This window comes from Ruegeria sp. TASC047 (assembly GCF_059612445.1).
Genome location: NZ_JBXWQP010000040.1, coordinates 116123 through 135703 on the forward strand (window position 1 = coordinate 116123; position 19581 = coordinate 135703).

Here is a 19581-nt window from a genome sequence, read left to right on the forward strand (position 1 = left end):
GCGTTTTTCGTTTCACGTCTGCGCGGACTGCGGTGTCGGATTAAACAGGTCAAAGCCTATAGCTGAATCCTTCAGGGCCTTCCAAACCTGATAATCCGTGAAATATCCGGTGTGACCACCGGGCTCGACCGGAATGTTGCGGTTTGCGGAAATCAGCCCGCCTTCAATCTCGGTCCCTACAAAGTCATCCTGCCTGAAGATGTTGAACCATGCGGCGTTCAGGTTTTTGGGAACGACTGTGAACATCTCGGGAAAATAGCGCTGATAAATATGGGTCACAGGACAGCCCATCGTAATCAGCGTCACGTTGCGCCCGTTGATAAGCTTTTGCACGCGTGGATCAGCCAGCATTTGCGTGGCAATCACGGTGCCTTGTGAATGTGAGATCACCATGATGTGGTCCGCGGCAAAGATATCCACCACATAATGCAGCGCACGATAAAATCGTTCATCAATCGCCTTGCGATCCGGATAATTGCGCAGCCTCGTTTTCAGGTCCGCTTTCAGTAAACACTTGTCGCGAATGGCATAGGTGACAATGTCCCGTGCCACACCCAGCCCTGCTGCGACGAAATCGGAAAAGCGGTACATCAATGCTGTTGCACCCAGGACGATCAGGCCAATCTCGCCCTGTTTGCTTGCCAGTTTGTTCAGAACCCGTCCAACCAGGTTGCAATTGTCCGTTCCGATCTGACACAGGGGATCGACGTGCTGGCTCAACGCGATTTCTCGGATAGTGACCATCGCCAGTACGATTGCACCGAACAAAAAGACCCATTGTGCAAAACGATTGAGGATGGCGCGACTGATCAGCCCGTCGCGGATATGCAGGTTTGCCTTCAGCCTTCTGCGACCGGCAAACAGGCCAACACCGACAAACGCAAGCAGGACAATTGCCGCGAAGGCAACACTGAGTGTTTCGATGGAGTCACTGAGGAAATTGTCAAAAAGACCGGTCAGTTTTCCATCCGACAGCCCCGGAACCGTGTCGAGCATTTCCCGCAGCATTAGCCACAACCCGGATATAAAGAACATCCAGAACACCAACATGCCTGCACATATGCTGGGGTACAGCCGCCTGTGCTCTTTCAGATTGTCTGCCTGAACCTTTTCATCAAGTCTGGTTGCAGAAAGCACGTACAAAATGATTGTCATGAAGATCAGCGAAGCCCAGAAAAACGCGAGCAGGTAGACCTGAAAGGCCACAAACTGCTCTAGCGCCGAAGGGCAAACCGGGCTGTCCGGCAAGGGTGTGCAGGCTCGGATTTCCAGACCAAGCGGACCAATGATCAGGCAGATCAGCAGCAAAAACCCCATCCCGAAAATGCCGCGCCAGAATACGCGTCTTAGATAAGTCGGGGCTGCAAAGCTGCGCCTAAGTCCGTATGCGGCCCCTCCGGCGTAAAGCGTGAACAAGAGCCAGAACAGCAGGATCGTGCTTTGAAAGAAGATCCCGGGAACGCGATCAACCATAACGGCTATGGCACCGATCAGAAGATAGGCATTCAGGGTCGCAACTGCGCCGAAGAAAACCCAAGTAAAAAGGTGAACCAGCCGCGCGGGAAAAGTGTTCCTGCCGTTGGCTTGGTCCGAGGCCACATCCGCGCGGCTATGCGTTTGTTCGGCATTGTCCATGGCCAGATAACCCAGCGCAAGAACAACCCAGATCAGGTCCAATGCTGTCTTAATGGCTCCTTTCGGGGCGGGTGAGCGGTCGGCCCAGAAAACCTCGGCAAACATGGCCTCGTCCTGCGGTACTGACGGTTTCGTCACCTTGCGCAGGTTGACCGGGAACAGTTTCGCGCTTCGGGGGGTGCCGTCGAAGGTTGTTTCGGCCAGCTCGATCATCCCACGCTGAACCTCAATCGGGGGTTCGGGATTGCCATCCAGCCAGGTTGTCGCGGCCCCGACGACCTGATCGACGGTCTCACCGGGTATTTGTTCGCCAATTCCGTGAACCGTCAGGATCAAATGACGACCCATCTCATGCTCCAAATCTCTTTTTGACAATGCGGCTAGGCTAACATGATTGCCGCAACTCGCAAAATCCGCGCGTCGCGCAGCCCCATGGCTTCGCCACTTGAACTTGGAGGATTGATCTGAAACCGTCAGCCCATGGCGATGATTGCAGTTGATACTCAGTTCGGAAGACTTGGGATCGAGGAAACGGATGGTGCCCTCACGCGGCTGGTCTGGGACGGTCAGGACGACGGCGAACCAACAGCTCTGCTGCGCGAGGCGGCGGCGCAGCTGATGGCCTATGACGCTGGACGACTTGACCGCTTCGATCTGCCCTACCGCATCCATGGATCGCAGTTTCAAAGGCGGGTCTGTGATCTTATGTATGCCATTCCTCTTGGGGAAACGCGCACCTACGGGGATATCGCCAAGGCGCTGGGACAACCGGCGCAACCGGTCGGTCAGGCCTGTGGGGCAAACCCGATTCCCGTTATTATTCCCTGCCACCGGGTGCTGGCTGCCAATGGGCTGGGCGGGTTTTCCGGGTGCGGCGGGATCGAGACAAAGGTTGCACTGCTACGGCATGAACGGGCGGCGGGTCTTTTGATCTGAGCCTCGAAATTCGGTTGCAATCCGGTTCTGGGAAGCACAACTTATATCAGTTGCTGAATTTGAAGGATCGCATTGAATGAGCACCGAAAAAGATCGCGCAGCCCAGAAGAAGGCCATTATCGACCGGTTGATGTCGCTTGAGGCAGAGGAGCTTGCAACGGCGCAGGCCCATTACGATGCATTTCTGAAGGATGCCCAACTGGATGACCGGGAAGGCCACGACAAGGATGACATAGCCGCATCGCGCGAAAATGCCGATCTGGCAGCTGCATTTGACGCGCCTGTTCATGCGCATCATGCCAAAATCGATGTGATCGAGAATACCGATTTTGGTCTGACAGATACAGTCAGGCCGGGATCGGTGATCAAGTTCAACAACCGCAGCTTTGTCGTCTGCGTTTCGACGACCCGGTTCGAGGTGGGTGGAGATACATATATGGGGATCTCGACACAAAGCCCGATCTACCTAGCCATGGCCGGTCTGAAAGCGGGCGACGTCTTTACCCATAACGGTACTGAATTTGAGGTTCAGGACGTTCTTTAAATCCGGTCCGGCAGCGCTCGTGTCAGGTACGGCGCTGCGGAACAACCTGTTGTGCGATACCCGCAAATGTCAGGTACAGGCTGGCGATGACCAGACCCCAGTGGGCCCAGCTTTCGGGATGAAAATCGACCCATGCGGCCCAGCCCGCAAAGAACGTCCAGGCAAGGGCGACCGGCAAGGTCAGACTGCGCCAACGCTCGGTGCGCACGGGGTGAACGAATTTCAAAGGTAGAAACATCGCAAGCGACAGCAGCGTGACCAGCAGCAGGATGATCCAGAAATTGGGCTCCAGTGCGAAGATCACGACAACGAACATGTTCCAGCATCCGGGAAAGCCGGAAAAGGAATTGTCCTTTGTTTTCATCCGGGTGTCCGCGAAATACATCGCGCTGGCAAAGGTGATGACGATGATTGCGAACCAGCCGGTCCATCCATCCATCAATCCGGATTTGAACAGCGCAAAGGCTGGGATGAACACATAGGTCAGATAATCGATGATCAGATCCAGCAAGACGCCGTCAAACTCGGGTGCGTTTTTCTTGACGTGATAGTGCCGCGCCAACGGGCCGTCGATGCCATCGACAATGAAGGATACAACCAGCCAAAGGTACATGAGGCTCCATTTCTCTTCCACGGCGGCCAGCATGGCCAGCATTGCGAAAACAGCACCAGTGGCAGTGAAGAGATGTACGGCAAGAGCTTTGAATCTGAGTGTCATGCTAGGGTCATGACCGATGCACGCCAGAGATGCAAACCAAAAGCCCGAGGTTTCTGTTCGATGTGTCGGTCACGCCTTTGGATGCGCACGGTTGTAGACCTCCATCAGCCGTGCGGTATCCACGGCGGTATAGGTCTGTGTGGTTGACAATGAGGCGTGCCCCAACAGTTCCTGAATGGCCCGCAGATCTCCTCCGGCGGACAGCAGATGGGTGGCGAAGCTGTGTCGCATGGCATGAGGCGTGGCAGTTGAAGGCAGCCCCAGTTGCATTCGTGCCTTGGCCATGACGCCCTGAATCGCGCGCGGGTTCAGCGGACCGCCACGGGCACCCCGGAACAGGGCGGCGTTCTTCGCTTGCGGGTGGGGGCAAAGTTGCAGATACCGGCCGACCGCGTCTCGGGCGGCTGGAAGAACCGGAACGATCCGTTCCTTGTCGCCCTTCCCGACAATGCGCAACGTCTCGGGCAGGGGCGCGTCTGCACCGGTCAGGGATAAGGCCTCGGATATCCGCAGACCACATCCATAAAGCAGCGTGACAACCGCAACATCGCGGGCCGCAACCCAGTCGGACTCAGATTGCAGCTCGACCGTGTCAATCATGGCGCGGGCGGCGTCTTCGGCCAGAGGGCGGGGCAGTTTCTTGGTGAATTTGGGCGCGCGGGTCGACAGAACGGCGGTGGGTTCAAACCCCTCTCGCTCGGCCAGCCAACGATAGAAGCTTTTGACAGCGGACAGTTTGCGCGCAAGGGATCGCGCGCTGATATCCCCGCTGCGCTGATCTGCCATCCAGGCGCGCATGTCCGAGACGGTGATCCGTTCCAGCGCCTTCAGCCCCTGCCGCTCCGCGTGATGAAGGCTCATGAAAGACAGAAACTCGGTGACATCGCCGCGATAGGCGGTTTGCGTGTTTTGCGACCGCCCCGCCAGCGCGCCCAGAGTGTCCAGCCAGTGCTGGAGCGCGTCGCGGCAAGCGGGAGAGATAAGGTTCACGACAGCCAGTGGCGCATTGAGCGTTCGAATACGCCGGAAAAGAAGGTGAGAAGATCGGTGCCGAGTTGCGGTGTGAAATGCCGCGGATCACGGGCCCCCATGACTATCATGCCCGGCAGGCGACCCGGACCGAGGTCCAGCTTCAGGCAGGCTTCTGAGCGCAACTGATCCGCCAGCGCGCCGAAAACACGTCGGTTCGGCTGATGAGTTTCGCGCAAGGTCACGTCGCGGGCAGGGCCGCCGCGACCGTTCGTCAGGTATTGGTTGATAAAGCCGGGCTCTGCGATCGTCAGAACGCCTCCCAGCCTGTCGACGGCAGGATCGTTCTGAACCACGGTGGTTTCCAGAACCAGCGTGATGTGGTCAACCCGCAGGATATTTGCGACATCGGTTCCAAGGGCGCGCAGGAAATCCTCGAATTCGACCGGTTCCAGCAGGCGCAAAATCGCGCGGTGAACCTGATTGGTGCCTGCAAGGTTTTCATAGGCCGCAGCGATGACCGAGCGGTGGGTATCTTCCAGCCGGTCCAGCCGCGCCTCAAGCCGCTGCATGGCAATGCCGCGCAGATCGATCACATTATCACCCCGGGCGCGTTCGTTCGCGGCCACAAGGGCTTGCATCAGGTCCTTGTCGTCCAGAACGACGTCGGGCTCGGCAAGAATTGCCGCGCGGAGATTATCCTCGAGTTTGGGATTGCTGCTCATGTCCTGTCCGGTCTTTTTTTGTTGGGCGGCTTATAACATGCCGAACCGGATTTGCCTTGGGAAAAATGCACGCAAGAGTGGATTTCCCCGGATGCTGTGGCGGATAGGCTCCCGCCTGCCACGCCTGATCGCAGATCAGGCTTTGGGCTGTTGGGCCGGGCGCGGCGCCGGACGGCGCCGCGCGGTCGCAAACCAGATCAGAGGATTTTCTGACCGGTTTTGGCCCAGTCGGCCAGAAAGGTTTCCAGACCTTTGTCGGTCAGCGGGTGATCGGCCAGTTTCTTGATCACGGCTGGCGGCGCGGTGATGACATCGGCACCAATGCGGGCACTTTCGGTGACGTGGTTCACGGTACGGATCGAAGCGGCCAGAATTTCGGTTTCGAACCCGTAATTGTCATAGACCTGACGGATGTCGGCGATCAGATCCATGCCATCCAGGTTGATATCGTCCAGACGGCCGATGAAGGGCGAAATGAAGGTCGCACCCGCTTTTGCAGCCAGAATCGCCTGATTGGTCGAAAAGCACAGGGTGACGTTGACCATCTGTCCTTCGTCGCTGAGCGTCTTGCAGGTTTTCAGACCGGCCCATGTCAGCGGAACCTTCACTGCGATATTAGGGGCAATCTTGGCCAGCTTGCGGCCCTCGGCGATCATGTCGTCAGCTTCGGTGGCGACAACTTCGGCGGAAACGGGACCGTCGACCAGATCGCAGATCTCCTTTGTCACTTCCAGAATGTCGCGGCCCGATTTCAGGATCAGCGAGGGGTTGGTGGTCACGCCGTCCACCATGCCCAGGTCGTTCAGTTCAGCAATGGCGTCGATCTCGGCAGTGTCTACGAAGAATTTCATGAGGGCAGTCCTTTGATGGGTTGGCCTTGGTCGCGGATGGCTTTACCTCAAAGAGAGCCATGCTGGAACCCCCTGCAAAGGATATGCTGTGAGCGCTAACGGATTTTTCGACGAGGGAGAGCTGATTGCGGTGCTGACAACGCAACCGCTGGACCGGACATTGGATTACAAAGCGCCGGAAGGAGGATGCTTTCTGGGTGCGTTTGTCGAGGTGCCACTTGGTCCGCGCAAGGTGTTGGGGGTTGTCTGGGGGCCGGGGCAGGGCGGATTCGATCTGAGCAAGGCGCGGTCGGTGATCCGTGTGCTGGACGTTGCGCCCATGCGCGAGGAAATGCGGGCATTCCTCGGCAAGGTTGCCGACTACACCCTGACGCCGATGCCCGCGATGTTGCGACTGGCGACCCGCGCGCCGGGGCTGGGTGACCCACCGTCCATGCGCAAGATCTATCGTTTGGGAACCACCTTGCCAGACCGGATGACCGACGCGAGAACCCGTGTACTTGACGTGTTGCGCGACTATGGCGGGTTGGCATTTACGTTAAAGGAACTGGCAGAACAGGCCGGGGTAACTTCGTCCGTTGTCAAAGGCTTGGTCAAGCAAGGCGCGGTTCGTGAAGAAGACAGCCCGCGCGACCTGCCGTATCCGCATCTTGATCCCGATATGCCGGGAAAGGACCTGACCGAAGATCAGGCAAGTGCGGTTGCGCAGCTTCGGGCCGGGCAACGGACGGGGAGTTACGGCACGACGCTGCTGAAAGGCGTGACGGGTTCCGGCAAGACCGAAGTCTATCTGGAGGCCGTGGCCGAAGCGCTGCGCATGGGGCGGCAGGCACTTTTCCTTTTGCCGGAAATTGCGCTAACCGCAGAATTCCTGACACGGGTTGAGGCGCGGTTTGGCGCGCGCCCTGCCGAGTGGCATTCGGGCGCGACCATGACTGAACGCAGGCGGGTCTGGCGGATGGTCGGGCAGGGGGAAGCTCAACTGGTTGTTGGCGCGCGGTCAGCCCTGTTTCTGCCATTTCGCGATCTGGGGCTGGTCGTGGTGGATGAGGAACACGACACCTCGTACAAACAGGAAGACGGGGTGCATTACAGCGCGCGTGACATGGCGGTCCTACGGGCGGCCATCTGCGGTGCGCGGGTGATTCTGGCCAGCGCAACCCCATCGCTGGAAAGTTGGGCGAATGCTGAGGCAGGTAAATATGATCGGGTCGACCTGACTTCGCGTTTCGGCGCGGCGGTGTTGCCCGAGATGAAGCCCATCGACATGCGGGCCGAACAGATGCAGGCCGGAACGTGGATATCTCCGACTTTGCGGCAGGCGGTGCAGCAGCGGATCGAGAAAGGCGAGCAGTCGCTTTTGTTCATCAACCGCCGTGGCTATGCTCCGGTAACCCTGTGCCGCGCCTGCGGGGAACAGATCGCCTGTGACCATTGCGACGCGCGCATGGTGGAACACAGGTTTCTAAAGCGGTTGATGTGCCACCAATGCGGTGAGACCAAGCCGATGCCCGAGATATGCCCTTCCTGCGGGGTCGAGGGCAAGCTGGCCCCGGTGGGGCCGGGCATTGAGCGTTTAGCCGAAGAGGCCGAAGCAACCTTCCCCGAGGCCAGGATTGCCATGTTGAGTTCCGATCTGTTCGGCTCAGCCCGCGCACTGAAGGCCAAGATCGAAGAAATTGCGGCAGGGGACGCAGATATCGTCATCGGAACGCAATTGGTGGCCAAGGGGCACAACTTTCCCAAGCTGACATTGGTGGGGGTGATCGACGCGGATCTCAGTCTGCATGGCGCAGACCTGAGGGCCGCTGAACGAACATTTCAGCTGATGCGACAGGTTGCGGGGCGTGCTGGTCGGGCTGAAAAACCGGGGCAGGCGCTGTTACAGACTTTCCAGCCGGAACACCCGGTGATCCGGGCGATTCTGTCGGGTGACGAAGAGGGCTTTTGGAAGGCCGAGGCCGCCGGTCGGCAAGCGGCCGGTGTGCCGCCTTATGGACGTATGGCGGGGATCGTGTTGTCGGGCCCCGAGGTCGGACCGGTCTTTGACATAGGCAACGCCATGGCGCGCAACGACAGCCCATTGCGCCAGATTGGCGCGCAGGTGTTTGGCCCCGCCCCAGCGCCGATTGCCCGTATTCGCGGACGTCACCGTGTCCGCCTGCTGGTCAAGGCACCTAAAGGCGCACCAATCCAGGACGCCATCGCTCGTTGGATCGCCCCGCTGCGCCTGAAAGGCGATATCCGCCTGACCGTCGATATCGATCCACAAAGCTTTTACTGACTATTGCATTAACGCAGGGCCGTTGTGCGCCGGTCGCTTCCCCCTCGCCAAAGTCGGGAAATGGGCGTAGAGGATTCTCATGCTGAAACCCATGCCCCTTGCCGAGGCGCAGAGCCTTCCGTTCTGGCGTCGTCCTGTCACGCTTCTGTTCGTGATGGCCGTGACCATGCCCATCGCGTTCAACGCGTGGAGCGCGCTGTTGAACAACTTCGTCATTGAGGCAGCGAATTTCGATGGGGCCGATATCGGCCTGCTGCACACGGTGCGCGAGGTTCCAGGCTTTCTGGCGGTCGGCGTGATTACCGTCATTATTTTCATTCGCGAACAGGTGCTGGCCATGATCTCGCTGATGATGCTTGGGGTCGCAACGGCTTTGACGGCGTGGTTCCCAAGCCTTGGCGGATTGTTGTTCGTGACCTTGTTTAGTTCAATCGGGTTTCACTACTATGAGACTGTGAACCAGTCGCTTCAGCTGCAATGGCTTCCCAAGGATCGCGCACCGCAGTTATTGGGGTGGCTGGTCGCTATGGGCTCGGCAGCAACGATGGTGGTGTACGGGCTGATCGTTCTGACCTGGGAGCGGTTCGACCTGTCCTACAACTTTGTCTTCATGGCCGCTGGCGGTGCAACAGCTTTGCTGGCCCTGTTTTGCCTGTTCGCCTTCCCGCAATTCGATGCCCCCACGCCGCAAACCAAGAAACTGATCCTGCGCCGTCGATACTGGCTGTATTACGCTCTGCAATTCATGGCGGGTGCGCGGCGACAGATTTTTGTCGTCTTTGCCGGGTTCATGATGGTTGAGAAGTTCGGCTTTGAAGTGCATGAGCTGACCAGCCTGTATCTGATCAACCTGATGATCAACATGATGGTTGCTCCGTTGCTGGGTAAAGCGGTGGCCAAGTTCGGGGAACGGCGTACGTTGATCTTTGAATATACCGGTCTGGGGATCGTGTTCGCAGCCTATGGTGGCATCTACTGGTTTAGCTGGGGCGTGCTGTTGGCGGCGACACTCTATGTCATCGACCATGTGCTGTTCGCGCTGGCGCTTGCACTGAAAACCTATTTTCAGAAAATCGCCGATCCGGCGGATATTGCGCCAACTGCCGCAGTCGCGTTCACGATCAACCATATCGCCGCGGTTTTCTTGCCCGCGTTGCTGGGTTTGCTCTGGGTCGTGTCGCCAGGTGCCGTGTTTGGCCTTGCGGCGGCGATGGCGGTCGTTTCTCTGCTGTTGTCCCTGCTGGTTCCGCGCCACCCCGAACCGGGCAATGAGACCGTCCTGAGCAAATACGCGCCAGCCCCGGCGGAATAGGCCGCAAAGCTTGACGTTGGCGGCGCACCGTCCTACGCGCAGTGCCAACTGACACAGGAGTTCCGGATGCCCACATTCACTGCGCTGACCACGCTGACAGGTAAGAAAGCCGCCGAAGGTCTGGGCGAAGCGATGGAGCGGCTGGAGCCCGAACCAACCGGCGTCGGTGTGTTCGAGGTCGAAGACGGTTCGGGCCTGTGGGAAGTGGGCGGGTACTTTACCGAAGCCCCTGACGAGACCGCATTGGCCGTTCTGGCAGTTGCTTTTGAAGCCAAACCTTTTGTTGTGTCGGAAGTGCCTGAAACCGATTGGGTGGCCCATGTGCGGCGAGAGCTTGCCCCGGTTGAGGCGGGCCGCTTTTTTGTCTATGGCAGCCACGATGCCGACAAGCTGCCCGACGGTCGCATTCCACTGCTGATCGAGGCGGCAATGGCCTTTGGTACCGGACATCACGGTACCACGCTGGGATGTTTGAAAGCTCTGGACCGGTTGTTGGATGAAGGGTTCAGTGCCTCGAAAGTAGCGGATATCGGTTGCGGCACGGCCGTTCTGGCCATGGCGGCAGCCCGGGTATGGGATGGCGATTTCATTGCCAGCGATATCGACGAGGTGGCCGTTGAAGTGGCCGAAGCCAACCTAAAGGCAAACGGTATGTCCGGCGTGGTTCAGTGTGTTGAAGCCGCAGGTTTCGATCATCCCGACCTAAAGGCGCACGCGCCGTACGATCTGATTTTTGCCAATATCCTCAAAGGACCTTTGGTAGCTTTATCACCCGAAATGGCAGCGAATCTCCGCCCAGGTGGGCACGCGATCCTGTCGGGAATCCTTAACGAACAGGCCGATGACGTGGTTTCCGTTTATTCACAAAACGGGTTCAATCAGACCTATAGGGCCGAGATTGGTGAGTGGACGACCCTAATTTTAACCAAACAGGGCGTGAATTAGGCCATTTGCAGGAGTTTTATAGGTTTTTGCCACGTTTTTGTCGTAATCTCTTTTTACCGTTTTCTGAATGAAGTCGAGGGGGGCGGTTTTTGGAGGCTGCCATGACGGGTAAACAACTGGAGTTCAATCAGCGCGTAAATCGCCTGAACAAGAAACACCAAAAGATGAGCCGTGGCTATCGCGCGACGATGCGCAAGGATGGCCTGGTGGTGATGAGGCCGCAGCGGGTGAGCTCGGCGGTGCCGGCAAAGGTGCTGCTGCTTACACTTGTGGGTTTCTTCGCATTCAAAGCATTTTTGTTATCCCACCTTGGCCCGACCGGTTATCAATATCGGATCGACAGCCTGAACGAAGGCACACCAGTCGAAAAAGCCGGTGCCTGGGTGATGCAAGTCGACCCTCTGTCGCAAGCCCTCGCCGCTCAGCTGAACAAAGTTTTCTACTAATCCGCTCCCTCGGATTAAAAAAACACCGCGTACCCTTATGGTGCGCGGTGTTTTTGTGTGCCCCTCAAGGGAGGAGGAAGGGGCATGTAAGTTTTGGGGTCGGTTCTTAGCGGCGACCTTCGGCAATGGTGTCGATGTCACCACGGCACAGGCCGATATCGTCCAGTTCGCGGTCGGTCAGACCGGTCAGCGCGTTGCGGGTTACGCGGGCGTCATTCCATTCAACTGCGGCGTTAACGGCCGATACGAAAAATGCGCCGATACGGCCAACAAGGCCGAACGAGCCAGTGGTAGCGACGCGGGTTGTGTCCAGTGCAGCCATATCCTGTTTCCTTCTGGTTAGTGTTCACATTGCATTTCTGCGATCTGCGGGGCATCTAGTGCTGTCATTTCGTTCGCACAAGTTCAGTTTTTGCATGTGTCCTATGCGTTTTCTGCAAGGCTTCACGAAGCTGTAATCCCCTTTAACAATTGGTGAAAAAGCTTGTAGGAAAGTGTCGAATTCAGACTTCACTGGGTCGCAAAACGCGCCCGAAGTCGCGCCTGAGACACGCGTGTCGTTTTCAGCCCTGAGGTCAATTCGCTTGGAAAATGTTCACGCTTCGTGCTAGGCGTTGAAAAAAGATCACACAACCCGAGCAGGCCGAGGCAAAATATGCGAATTCTGGGCATCGATCCGGGGCTTAGAACCCTGGGATGGGGCGTCATCGAATCAAATGGCAGCCGCCTGAGCCATGTGGCCAACGGGTTGTGCAAATCGGATGGGGACGATCTTGGCGAACGGTTGCTGTCGCTGCACAATCAGATTGTCGAAGTGATTGCGGATCACAGGCCCGATCAGGCTGCTATCGAACAGACTTTCGTGAACAAGGATGGGGCCGGAACCCTCAAGCTTGGGCAGGCGCGTGGCGTGGCGTTGCTGACGCTGGCACAGGCCGGTCTGCCGGTGGGCGAATATGCCCCCAACCGGGTCAAAAAAACCGTGGTGGGCGTGGGCCACGCCGAGAAAGAGCAGGTTTTGCACATGGTCAAGCTGCAATTGCCGGGCTGTTTGCCGAAAGGGGCCGATGCGGCGGATGCACTGGCGATTGCAATCTGCCACGCCTATTACGGAAAGACGCAACAGGCGCGTGTGAAAGAGGTGCGGGCATGATAGGCAAACTGACGGGGCGGCTGGATTATCGTGCGGCGGATCATGTGCTGATCGATGTTCGGGGCGTCGGCTATCTTGTCTATTGTTCCGACCGGACCTTGGCGGCATTGCCGGGGGCGGGCGAGGCGGTCTCGATCTACACTGACATGGTTGTCCGCGAAGACCTGATGCAGCTTTACGGGTTTCTCTCGCTTGTCGAGAAAGAGTGGCACCGCTTGCTGTGCTCGGTCCAGGGGGTCGGCGCGAAGGTGTCGCTGGCGATCCTGAGTGCACTGGGGCCCGACGGTGTCAGCCGCGCAATTGCCCTGGGGGACTGGGGCGCGGTCAAGGCGGCCAAGGGCGTCGGGCCAAAAACCGCCCAGCGGATCGTGTTGGACCTCAAGGACAAGGCACCCGGAGTGATGGCCATGGGTGGCACGATTGCTCAGGCGCTGGAAGGGCCGGAACTAGAGGTTGTTGAACCGAATGACTCTACGCCCGCACTGAGACGTGTATCGAAACCGCCATCGGGTGCTGCGGCCGCGTCTGCCGGGGCGTTGTCGGCGCTGGCCAATCTTGGATATGGGCCATCCGAGGCGGCAGGTGCAGTGGCTGAAGCAGCCGCAAGCCAGCCGGATGCGGACGAGGCTGAATTGATCCGCGCGGCCCTCAGGCTGCTGGCTCCGAAAGGGTAAGTGAATGGTTGACGCTGATCCCACCCTGCGCCCGGAGCCTCTGCCGGAAGACAATGACCGCGCTTTGCGTCCTCAGGGGCTGGATGAATTCATTGGTCAGGCTGAGGCGCGCGCCAACTTGCGCATCTTTATCCAGTCCGCCCGGCAACGCGGCGAGGCGATGGACCACACCTTGTTTCACGGACCTCCGGGGTTGGGCAAGACGACCCTCGCGCAGATCATGGCCCGTGAGTTGGGGGTGAATTTCCGCATGACCTCGGGGCCGGTTCTGGCCAAGGCGGGGGATCTGGCTGCGATCCTGACCAATCTTGAATCGCGTGATGTGCTATTTATCGACGAGATTCACAGGCTCAACCCGGCGGTGGAAGAAGTGCTGTACCCGGCGATGGAAGATTTCGAGCTGGATCTTGTTATCGGCGAAGGCCCTGCTGCGCGTACCGTACGGATCGAGTTGCAGCCATTCACACTGGTGGGGGCCACCACGCGGATGGGCCTGCTGACAACGCCCTTGCGTGACCGATTTGGTATCCCGACCCGGCTTCAGTTCTACACGGTTGATGAATTGCACGAAATCGTCACTCGGAACGCGCGGAAACTGGGCGCGCCTGCGGATAACGATGGCGCGCGCGAAATCGCGCGCCGGTCGCGCGGAACGCCGCGTATCGCCGGGCGATTGCTGAGGCGTGTTGTGGATTTCGCGATTGTCGAAGGGGACGGGCGGATCACACGGGACCTGGCCGATGGTGCGTTGACCCGTCTGGGCGTCGATAATCTGGGCCTTGATGGTGCCGACCGGCGGTATCTGAAGCTGATTGCCGAAAACTATGCAGGCGGCCCGGTGGGGATTGAAACCCTGTCTGCCGCGCTGTCCGAAAGCCGCGACTCGCTTGAGGAAGTGATAGAGCCCTATTTGCTGCAACAGGGGCTGATCCAGCGTACTCCGCGCGGGCGGATGTTGGCACAGAAGGCGTGGACGCATCTTGGGATTGCTGCGCCTAAGCGGCAAAGCGATCTGTTCGGTTGAAGCCCGCGCGCTTAGATTTTATGCCTTTCGGCGAGAGTATTTTTGAAAAGATGAAGGGCTGGCGGTGACATCGGAAGAAATTGAGGCGCTGTTCACGCGCGAAAGCGGCGAGTTTCTGTTTGCGCGCTGGGGGCGGCCTATTGTTCCGATCGTTTTCGGCGTCGAAGATGAGACGCTGGCCACCGTAAAGGGGGCTTTCGAAGCCGTTGTCACGCTGGCCGGTCACCAAATGGCCGAGACAGACCCTGAGCTTGGCGCGAATTGCATGGTTTTCTTTTTCCGGGACTGGCAGGAGCTGCTGGAAGTACCGGACCTTGATCGCTTGATCCCGGATCTGGAACCTTTGGTTGCGCGGCTGGTCGCGGCAGATGCAAACCAGTACCGCGTTTTCCGGTTCGAAGAAGATGGCGCCATCCGCGCGGCGTTTGTGTTTCTGCGCATGGATAAGGAATTGTCCAAGGTTCCGGCGGAAACCCTTGCGCTCAATCAGGTCGTGCAAACCATCTTGCTCTGGTCGGACGCTGCATTTCGCAATCAATCTCCGCTGGCAATCGCAGGTGAGGCCACGATCCTGCGTCCCGACATCGCGACATTGATCCGGGCGGCCTATGATCCGGTTTTGCCACGGGCGGCACAGGATGCTTCGCACGCGTTAAGGCTGTTTGCCCGTCTGGAGGCGTTGCAATGAAACATACCTACCCCATCCGCGTGTATTATGAAGACACCGATATGGGTGGGGTTGTCTATCACGCGAACTACCTGCGCTATATCGAGCGTGCGCGCTCGGACTGGGTGCGTAATCTGGGCAATGACCAAAACGCCATGCGGGACGAGGGCATTGTTTGGGTCGTGCGGCGGGTCGAGGCCGAGTATCTGGCGCCTGCAAGGTTCGATGATGAATTGACCGTCGAAACCGAGGTGACCGAAATCTCGGGCGTGCGTCTGACCATGGCGCAGCTTGTCCGCCGCGGTGAGACCGAAATATTTCGTGCATCTGTCACGGCCGTTTGCATCAATAAAGCGGGCAAACCGATCCGATTGCCGGCAGAGATTCGCGCATTGATGTAACAATTTGCGGACCATGGGTGGTTCTGTTGGCTTTTCATGACCAACTGAGATAGCGTTTGGCAAAATAAGGCCAAACGAACGGCCATCAGGCAAAACAAAGAGCAGGTTCATGGAAGCTGAAACGCTGGCGCTGGCGCAGGAGATCGACTTCTCCATGTGGGGGCTGTTTGCCCGCGCGACCTTTATCGTCAAACTGGTGATGCTGGCACTTACCGGCGCATCCATCTGGTCTTGGGGGATCATCATTCAGAAGCTGATCAACTATCGCGCGGCCCGACGCGAGGCGCAGGTTTTTGATGAAAGCTTCTGGTCGGGCAACCCGTTGGATGAGTTGTTCGAGCAGATCGGAACCCAGCCGGATGGCAGCTCGGAAAAAATCTTTGCATCAGGTATGATCGAATGGCGCAGGTCGCATCGCAATGATGGCGGGCTGATTGCCGGGGCAACCGCGCGGATCGACCGGTCGATGGATGTCGCCATCGCGAAAGAGGCGGAAACCCTGCAAAAAGGTCTTCCCATTCTGGCAACTGTCGGCTCCACGGCTCCGTTTATCGGGCTGTTTGGCACCGTTTGGGGTATCATGAATGCATTCATCGAGATCGCCGAACAGCAAAACACCAACCTTGCCGTTGTGGCCCCCGGTATTGCCGAGGCGTTGATGGCGACAGGGTTGGGCCTTTTGGCGGCGATCCCGGCGGTGATTTTCTATAACAAACTCAGCGCCGATAGTGACCGGATCGTTGGCGGCTATGAAGCCTTTGCGGATGAATTCGCAACCATTCTGTCGCGCCAGTTGGACAGCTGACGATGGGCGCTGCGATCCAGCAATCTTCGAACGGCAATGGGCGCAGGCGTGGTCGGCGTCGCGGTCGCGCGCAGCCGATGGCCGAGATCAATGTGACACCTTTCGTGGATGTCATGCTGGTGTTGCTGATCATCTTCATGGTGGCCGCGCCATTGCTGACGGTTGGTGTTCCGGTCGATCTGCCCAAGACCGCAGCCAGTGCGCTGCCCGGCGACAATGAAGAGCCTTTGACCGTGACCCTGACCGCTGACGGCCGCGTGCAGATCCAGACCACCGACGTGTTGCGCGAAGAATTGATTGGCAAGCTGCGTGCCATTGCGGCAGAGCGGAGCAGTGACCGGGTTTTCCTGCGGGCCGATGGTGCAATCCCTTACGCACAGGTGATGCAGGTCATGGGTGCGCTGAACGCGGGCGGGTTTTCCAACGTTGGCCTTGTGACCGATACCGGCGGGCCGACGCTGGATGAAGGTGGAGAGTGAGGTCGCACGGTGGATACCGGCACCAAGATTTCAGCGATTGCGCATGTCAGCCTGATCGGATGGGCGATGTTCGGCGGCACCTTCCGGTCCGAACCGTTGCCGATGGCTGTGCAGGATGTCTCTGTGATCACGGCTGAACAATTCGCGGCCATGACGGCCCAGCGGGATGCGCCGGAACTCCCCGAAGTGCCGACCGCGTTGCAGCAACCGCCCGAGCCGGAGGCTGTGACCAAGCCCCCGGAACCCGAGAGTGACGAACAGCCCCGCCCTGAACCTGTTGCACCGGCTGAACCGGAACCAGAGCCAGAGCCCATCATCGTGGAAGCGCCGCCAGAACCCGAGGTGCCTGACGAGCCTCCGGTTCTGACGGAACCTCAGGTTGAACCTGTTGCACAGCCTGCGCCGCCCGGTCCGGAGGCACAGCCGCGCCCATCAGACCGCGTCGCGCCCGAGGCAATAGCTCCGCCACCGCCCGAGGCAAAGCCTGATGATTTTGAAACGCCTCCGGTATCCCTGGATGAAGGCGCAGAGGTTCAACAGGAACAGCAGGATCAGACCGCGCCACAAGAGGCAGCCCCGGAGATTGTGACCGAGGCCGAGGAAGCCAAAGAACAGTCGCCCCTGACATCTCCGCGGCCGCGCGTGCGCCCAAACCGGCCAAGCCCGCCGCCGGAACCCGCTGTGGTCAAAACGCCTGAGGCGACCCCGGAACCTGAGAAACAAACCGATGAAACGGCAATCAACGACGCCCTGGCCGAAGCCTTGGGCAGCGGGTCCGAACCTTCTGGCCCACCGCTGACCAGCGGAGAGAAAGACGCGATGCGACTGGCTGTCTCTGGATGTTGGAATGTGGGTTCCTTGTCCACGGATGCGCTGAACACTGTGGTTGTTGTTGCGTTTTCACTGAACCGTGATGGTACGGTCGTCGGTGGCAGTGTTCGGATGCTGGACAGCTCTGGTGGCTCGGCGGGAGCCGTTAAACAGGCCTACGAGGCTGCGCGACGCGCTATTTTGCGCTGCGGGGCCAAAGGATATGATTTGCCTGCTGACAAATACGAACATTGGCAGGATGTTGAGATTACATTTAACCCCGAGAGGATGCGGATCAAATGATGAAGCTTCTGACCAGCCTCTTTGTCGGCCTGACACTGATGTCTGCGCCGGTTTATGCACAGAACGGGCCTTTGCGCCTGGAACTGGATGAGGGGATTATCGAACCCTTGCCCTTTGCCGTTCCGAATTTTGTGCCGGACAGTCCGGCCGCAGCTCAGTTCGCGCAGGATATCTCGCGCGTGGTGGCGGCTGACCTGACCGGGACCGGGTTGTTCCGCGAAATCTCCTCGGATGCGTTCATCAGCCGGGTCAGCAGCTTCGAAGCTCCGGTTCAGTTTGCGGATTGGAAGGCGATCAACGCTGACGCGCTGGTCACCGGCGCTGTCAATGTGTCCGGTCAGAAACTGACGGTCCGGTTCCGGGTGTGGGATGTGTTTTCGGGCCAGGAACTGGGCAATGGCCTTCAACTGGCAGGTACCACAGACGGGTGGCGGCGCATGGCGCATAAGGTGGCCGATCAGGTCTATAGCCGGATCACAGGTGAAGGCGGTTATTTTGACAGCCGCGTTGCCTTTGTTTCGGAAAGCGGGCCGAAGGACCAGCGCCTGAAGCGTTTGGCGATCATGGATTACGATGGCGCGAATGTGCAGTACATGACCGACAGCGCCGCAATCGTTCTGGCGCCCCGGTTCTCACCCACCGGTGACCGGCTGCTCTATACCAGTTATGAAAGCGGCAGCCCGCGCATTTACGTGACTGAAGTCGGGCGCCCCAAACCGCGGGAACTGAAGACGCAGGACGGGACGATGAGCTTTTCGCCTCGGTTCTCGCCGGATGGCCGGTCGATTGTCTATTCGCTGATTCAGGGCGGCAATACCGATCTGTGGAAGATGGATATCGTTTCGGGTCAAAGCACGCGCCTGACCAACACGCCTGCAATTGAAACTGCCCCCAGCTATTCACCCGATGGCAGCCGGATCGTCTTTGAAAGCGACCGCTCCGGCACGCCGCAATTGTACGTGATGGCAGCAAACGGGGGCGAGGCCACGCGGATTAGCTTTGGCGCAGGCCGCTATGGCACCCCGGTCTGGTCACCGCGCGGCGACCTGATCGCCTTTACAAAGCAGAACCAGGGCCGGTTCCATATCGGCGTGATGCGCATCGACGGGTCAGAAGAACGTTTGCTGACAGCCTCTTTCCTGGATGAAGGCCCCACCTGGTCGCCCAATGGCCGGGTCATCATGTTCACCCGCGAAACGCAGGGGGCCAGTGGTAGGGCATCGCTTTACTCGGTGGATATCTCGGGCAGGAACCTGCGCCCGGTACGTACACCGGACGGCGGCAGCGATCCGTCCTGGGGCCCATTGCAGAATTGATCGCAGCAAAGTTCACAACAAATCGTCCCTGTGGTAGACAGGCGGCAATAAACATAACACGAGGCACCTGAAATGAACGTATTGAGCAAAGTTCTGGCGCTGGGCGCGCTGAGTGTGATCGCCGCCTGCACAAACAATGACCCCTCAGCCTTGGGTGGCGGTGGTGGTAGCGGAGGCATTGGATCCATTGTCCCCGGATCACCGAGTGATCCGCGCTCGCCCGCGTATTTCCAGCAAACAGTTGGGGACCGTGTCCTGTTTGCCGTTGACCAGTCAACCCTGTCGCCCGAGGCGCAAACAGTGCTGCAAGGGCAGGCGGACTGGCTGCTGGCCAATCCGGATTTTGTCGCAACGATCGAAGGCCACGCGGATGAGCAGGGCACGCGGGAATACAACCTTGCGCTGGGCGCACGCCGGGCGAACGCTGCGCGTGAGTACCTGATTTCGCGCGGCGTTGCGGGCAGCCGCCTGAACACCGTGAGCTATGGCAAGGAACGCCCGATCGAGATTTGCAGCACCGAGGAATGTTATTCCAAGAACCGCCGTGCAGTCACGGTTCTGACCGGGTCAACTCTGGGGTAAGA

At 58.8% G+C, this 19581-nt stretch carries 22 protein-coding genes; 16 read left to right on the forward strand and 6 right to left on the reverse strand.

The features are described 5' to 3' along the window. Nucleotides 1–12: 12 nt before the first annotated feature. Nucleotides 13–1983, reverse strand: a complete 1971-nt coding sequence (locus AC2FLO_RS15870) for a hypothetical protein (RefSeq protein ID WP_496753064.1) — start codon at nt 1981–1983, stop codon at nt 13–15. A 132-nt stretch (nt 1984–2115) separates the two neighbouring features. Here AC2FLO_RS15870 and AC2FLO_RS15875 point away from each other — a divergent pair, with 132 nt between their 5' ends. Continuing rightward, on the forward strand, nt 2116–2571 hold the full coding sequence (locus AC2FLO_RS15875) for a methylated-DNA--[protein]-cysteine S-methyltransferase (protein WP_480507054.1): 456 nt from the start codon (nt 2116–2118) through the stop codon (nt 2569–2571). 76 nt (nt 2572–2647) lie between these two features. After that, nucleotides 2648–3115 carry a hypothetical protein gene (locus tag AC2FLO_RS15880; RefSeq protein WP_480507053.1) on the forward strand — a complete coding sequence of 156 codons (468 nt, stop codon included), beginning with the start codon at nt 2648–2650 and terminating at the stop codon, nt 3113–3115. A 22-nt stretch (nt 3116–3137) separates the two neighbouring features. Here the strand turns inward: AC2FLO_RS15880 and AC2FLO_RS15885 are convergent, their stop codons facing one another. The 4 genes from AC2FLO_RS15885 to fsa all read right to left on the reverse strand — a co-directional run bounded on the left by AC2FLO_RS15885 (nt 3138) and on the right by fsa (nt 6378). After that, a complete protein-coding gene (locus AC2FLO_RS15885; protein WP_480483981.1) occupies nt 3138–3833 on the reverse strand; it encodes a CDP-alcohol phosphatidyltransferase family protein in 696 nt (231 codons plus the stop codon). 69 nt (nt 3834–3902) lie between these two features. After that, complete coding sequence (locus AC2FLO_RS15890) at nt 3903–4823, reverse strand: tyrosine recombinase XerC (RefSeq protein WP_496753063.1); 921 nt, start codon at nt 4821–4823, stop codon at nt 3903–3905. After that, the gene (locus AC2FLO_RS15895) at nt 4820–5527 is read right to left on the reverse strand and encodes a DUF484 family protein (protein ID WP_496753062.1); all 708 of its coding nucleotides are present in this window, start codon (nt 5525–5527) and stop codon (nt 4820–4822) included. The genes AC2FLO_RS15890 and AC2FLO_RS15895 overlap by 4 nt, the downstream gene beginning before the upstream one ends. A 197-nt stretch (nt 5528–5724) precedes the next feature. After that, nucleotides 5725–6378, reverse strand: coding sequence for a fructose-6-phosphate aldolase (gene fsa, locus AC2FLO_RS15900; RefSeq protein ID WP_209505487.1), 654 nt, complete (start codon nt 6376–6378; stop codon nt 5725–5727). Nucleotides 6379–6466: 88 nt separating this feature from the next. Here fsa and AC2FLO_RS15905 point away from each other — a divergent pair, with 88 nt between their 5' ends. The 4 genes from AC2FLO_RS15905 (at nt 6467) to AC2FLO_RS15920 (ending at nt 11365) form a co-directional block, all read left to right on the forward strand. Next, nucleotides 6467–8662 carry a primosomal protein N' gene (locus tag AC2FLO_RS15905; RefSeq protein ID WP_496753061.1) on the forward strand — a complete coding sequence of 732 codons (2196 nt, stop codon included), beginning with the start codon at nt 6467–6469 and terminating at the stop codon, nt 8660–8662. Between the two features lie 79 nt (nt 8663–8741). Next, a complete protein-coding gene (locus AC2FLO_RS15910) occupies nt 8742–9974 on the forward strand; it encodes an MFS transporter (protein WP_496753060.1) in 1233 nt (410 codons plus the stop codon). A 66-nt stretch (nt 9975–10040) separates the two neighbouring features. Beyond that, nucleotides 10041–10919 carry a 50S ribosomal protein L11 methyltransferase gene (locus tag AC2FLO_RS15915; RefSeq protein WP_496753059.1) on the forward strand — a complete coding sequence of 293 codons (879 nt, stop codon included), beginning with the start codon at nt 10041–10043 and terminating at the stop codon, nt 10917–10919. Nucleotides 10920–11020: 101 nt separating this feature from the next. Further along, entirely contained in the window at nt 11021–11365 is a 345-nt protein-coding gene (locus tag AC2FLO_RS15920; RefSeq protein WP_496753058.1) for a hypothetical protein, read from the forward strand. 106 nt (nt 11366–11471) lie between these two features. Here AC2FLO_RS15920 and AC2FLO_RS15925 read toward each other — a convergent pair whose 3' ends face one another. Next, a complete protein-coding gene (locus tag AC2FLO_RS15925; RefSeq protein WP_209505505.1) occupies nt 11472–11687 on the reverse strand; it encodes a DUF1127 domain-containing protein in 216 nt (71 codons plus the stop codon). A gap of 333 nt (nt 11688–12020) precedes the next feature. On the opposite strand from AC2FLO_RS15925, the gene ruvC reads away from it, so the two are divergent. From ruvC to pal, 10 genes are all read left to right on the forward strand, one after another. Continuing rightward, nucleotides 12021–12518 (forward strand): crossover junction endodeoxyribonuclease RuvC, encoded by a 498-nt coding sequence (gene ruvC / locus AC2FLO_RS15930; protein ID WP_209598197.1) that lies wholly within the window; start codon nt 12021–12023, stop codon nt 12516–12518. Continuing rightward, nucleotides 12515–13192 (forward strand): Holliday junction branch migration protein RuvA, encoded by a 678-nt coding sequence (gene ruvA, locus AC2FLO_RS15935; protein ID WP_496753057.1) that lies wholly within the window; start codon nt 12515–12517, stop codon nt 13190–13192. Before ruvC ends, ruvA begins: the two co-directional genes overlap by 4 nt. Nucleotides 13193–13196: 4 nt before the next feature. Further along, nucleotides 13197–14216 carry a Holliday junction branch migration DNA helicase RuvB gene (gene ruvB, locus AC2FLO_RS15940; RefSeq protein WP_496753056.1) on the forward strand — a complete coding sequence of 340 codons (1020 nt, stop codon included), beginning with the start codon at nt 13197–13199 and terminating at the stop codon, nt 14214–14216. 64 nt (nt 14217–14280) lie between these two features. Further along, nucleotides 14281–14904 carry a hypothetical protein gene (locus AC2FLO_RS15945; protein ID WP_496753055.1) on the forward strand — a complete coding sequence of 208 codons (624 nt, stop codon included), beginning with the start codon at nt 14281–14283 and terminating at the stop codon, nt 14902–14904. Beyond that, complete coding sequence (gene ybgC / locus AC2FLO_RS15950) at nt 14901–15284, forward strand: tol-pal system-associated acyl-CoA thioesterase (RefSeq protein ID WP_496753054.1); 384 nt, start codon at nt 14901–14903, stop codon at nt 15282–15284. The genes AC2FLO_RS15945 and ybgC overlap by 4 nt, the downstream gene beginning before the upstream one ends. A 109-nt stretch (nt 15285–15393) precedes the next feature. Beyond that, on the forward strand, nt 15394–16089 hold the full coding sequence (tolQ, locus tag AC2FLO_RS15955) for a protein TolQ (protein WP_496753053.1): 696 nt from the start codon (nt 15394–15396) through the stop codon (nt 16087–16089). A gap of 2 nt (nt 16090–16091) precedes the next feature. Beyond that, complete coding sequence (tolR, locus tag AC2FLO_RS15960) at nt 16092–16568, forward strand: protein TolR (protein ID WP_480483970.1); 477 nt, start codon at nt 16092–16094, stop codon at nt 16566–16568. Nucleotides 16569–16577: 9 nt separating this feature from the next. Further along, on the forward strand, nt 16578–17681 hold the full coding sequence (tolA, locus tag AC2FLO_RS15965; RefSeq protein ID WP_496753052.1) for a cell envelope integrity protein TolA: 1104 nt from the start codon (nt 16578–16580) through the stop codon (nt 17679–17681). After that, nucleotides 17678–18997, forward strand: coding sequence for a Tol-Pal system beta propeller repeat protein TolB (gene tolB, locus AC2FLO_RS15970; protein ID WP_480911065.1), 1320 nt, complete (start codon nt 17678–17680; stop codon nt 18995–18997). Before tolA ends, tolB begins: the two co-directional genes overlap by 4 nt. Nucleotides 18998–19069: 72 nt before the next feature. Continuing rightward, a complete protein-coding gene (pal, locus tag AC2FLO_RS15975) occupies nt 19070–19579 on the forward strand; it encodes a peptidoglycan-associated lipoprotein Pal (RefSeq protein WP_267364104.1) in 510 nt (169 codons plus the stop codon). The last annotated feature ends 2 nt before the right edge of the window (nt 19580–19581 follow it).

Bases quoted from the DNA above. Each gene is read 5' to 3' on its own strand.
- AC2FLO_RS15870 (WP_496753064.1), bottom strand. From the start codon at position 1,983: ATGGGTCGTCATTTGATCCTGACGGTTCACGGAATTGGCGAACAAATA.
- AC2FLO_RS15875 (WP_480507054.1), top strand. From the start codon at position 2,116: ATGGCGATGATTGCAGTTGATACTCAGTTCGGAAGACTTGGGATCGAG.
- AC2FLO_RS15880 (WP_480507053.1), top strand. From the start codon at position 2,648: ATGAGCACCGAAAAAGATCGCGCAGCCCAGAAGAAGGCCATTATCGAC.
- AC2FLO_RS15885 (WP_480483981.1), bottom strand. From the start codon at position 3,833: ATGACACTCAGATTCAAAGCTCTTGCCGTACATCTCTTCACTGCCACT.
- AC2FLO_RS15895 (WP_496753062.1), bottom strand. From the start codon at position 5,527: ATGAGCAGCAATCCCAAACTCGAGGATAATCTCCGCGCGGCAATTCTT.
- fsa (WP_209505487.1), bottom strand. From the start codon at position 6,378: ATGAAATTCTTCGTAGACACTGCCGAGATCGACGCCATTGCTGAACTG.
- AC2FLO_RS15910 (WP_496753060.1), top strand. From the start codon at position 8,742: ATGCTGAAACCCATGCCCCTTGCCGAGGCGCAGAGCCTTCCGTTCTGG.
- AC2FLO_RS15915 (WP_496753059.1), top strand. From the start codon at position 10,041: ATGCCCACATTCACTGCGCTGACCACGCTGACAGGTAAGAAAGCCGCC.
- AC2FLO_RS15920 (WP_496753058.1), top strand. From the start codon at position 11,021: ATGACGGGTAAACAACTGGAGTTCAATCAGCGCGTAAATCGCCTGAAC.
- AC2FLO_RS15925 (WP_209505505.1), bottom strand. From the start codon at position 11,687: ATGGCTGCACTGGACACAACCCGCGTCGCTACCACTGGCTCGTTCGGC.
- ruvC (WP_209598197.1), top strand. From the start codon at position 12,021: ATGCGAATTCTGGGCATCGATCCGGGGCTTAGAACCCTGGGATGGGGC.
- ruvA (WP_496753057.1), top strand. From the start codon at position 12,515: ATGATAGGCAAACTGACGGGGCGGCTGGATTATCGTGCGGCGGATCAT.
- ruvB (WP_496753056.1), top strand. From the start codon at position 13,197: ATGGTTGACGCTGATCCCACCCTGCGCCCGGAGCCTCTGCCGGAAGAC.
- ybgC (WP_496753054.1), top strand. From the start codon at position 14,901: ATGAAACATACCTACCCCATCCGCGTGTATTATGAAGACACCGATATG.
- tolQ (WP_496753053.1), top strand. From the start codon at position 15,394: ATGGAAGCTGAAACGCTGGCGCTGGCGCAGGAGATCGACTTCTCCATG.
- tolR (WP_480483970.1), top strand. From the start codon at position 16,092: ATGGGCGCTGCGATCCAGCAATCTTCGAACGGCAATGGGCGCAGGCGT.
- tolB (WP_480911065.1), top strand. From the start codon at position 17,678: ATGATGAAGCTTCTGACCAGCCTCTTTGTCGGCCTGACACTGATGTCT.
- pal (WP_267364104.1), top strand. From the start codon at position 19,070: ATGAACGTATTGAGCAAAGTTCTGGCGCTGGGCGCGCTGAGTGTGATC.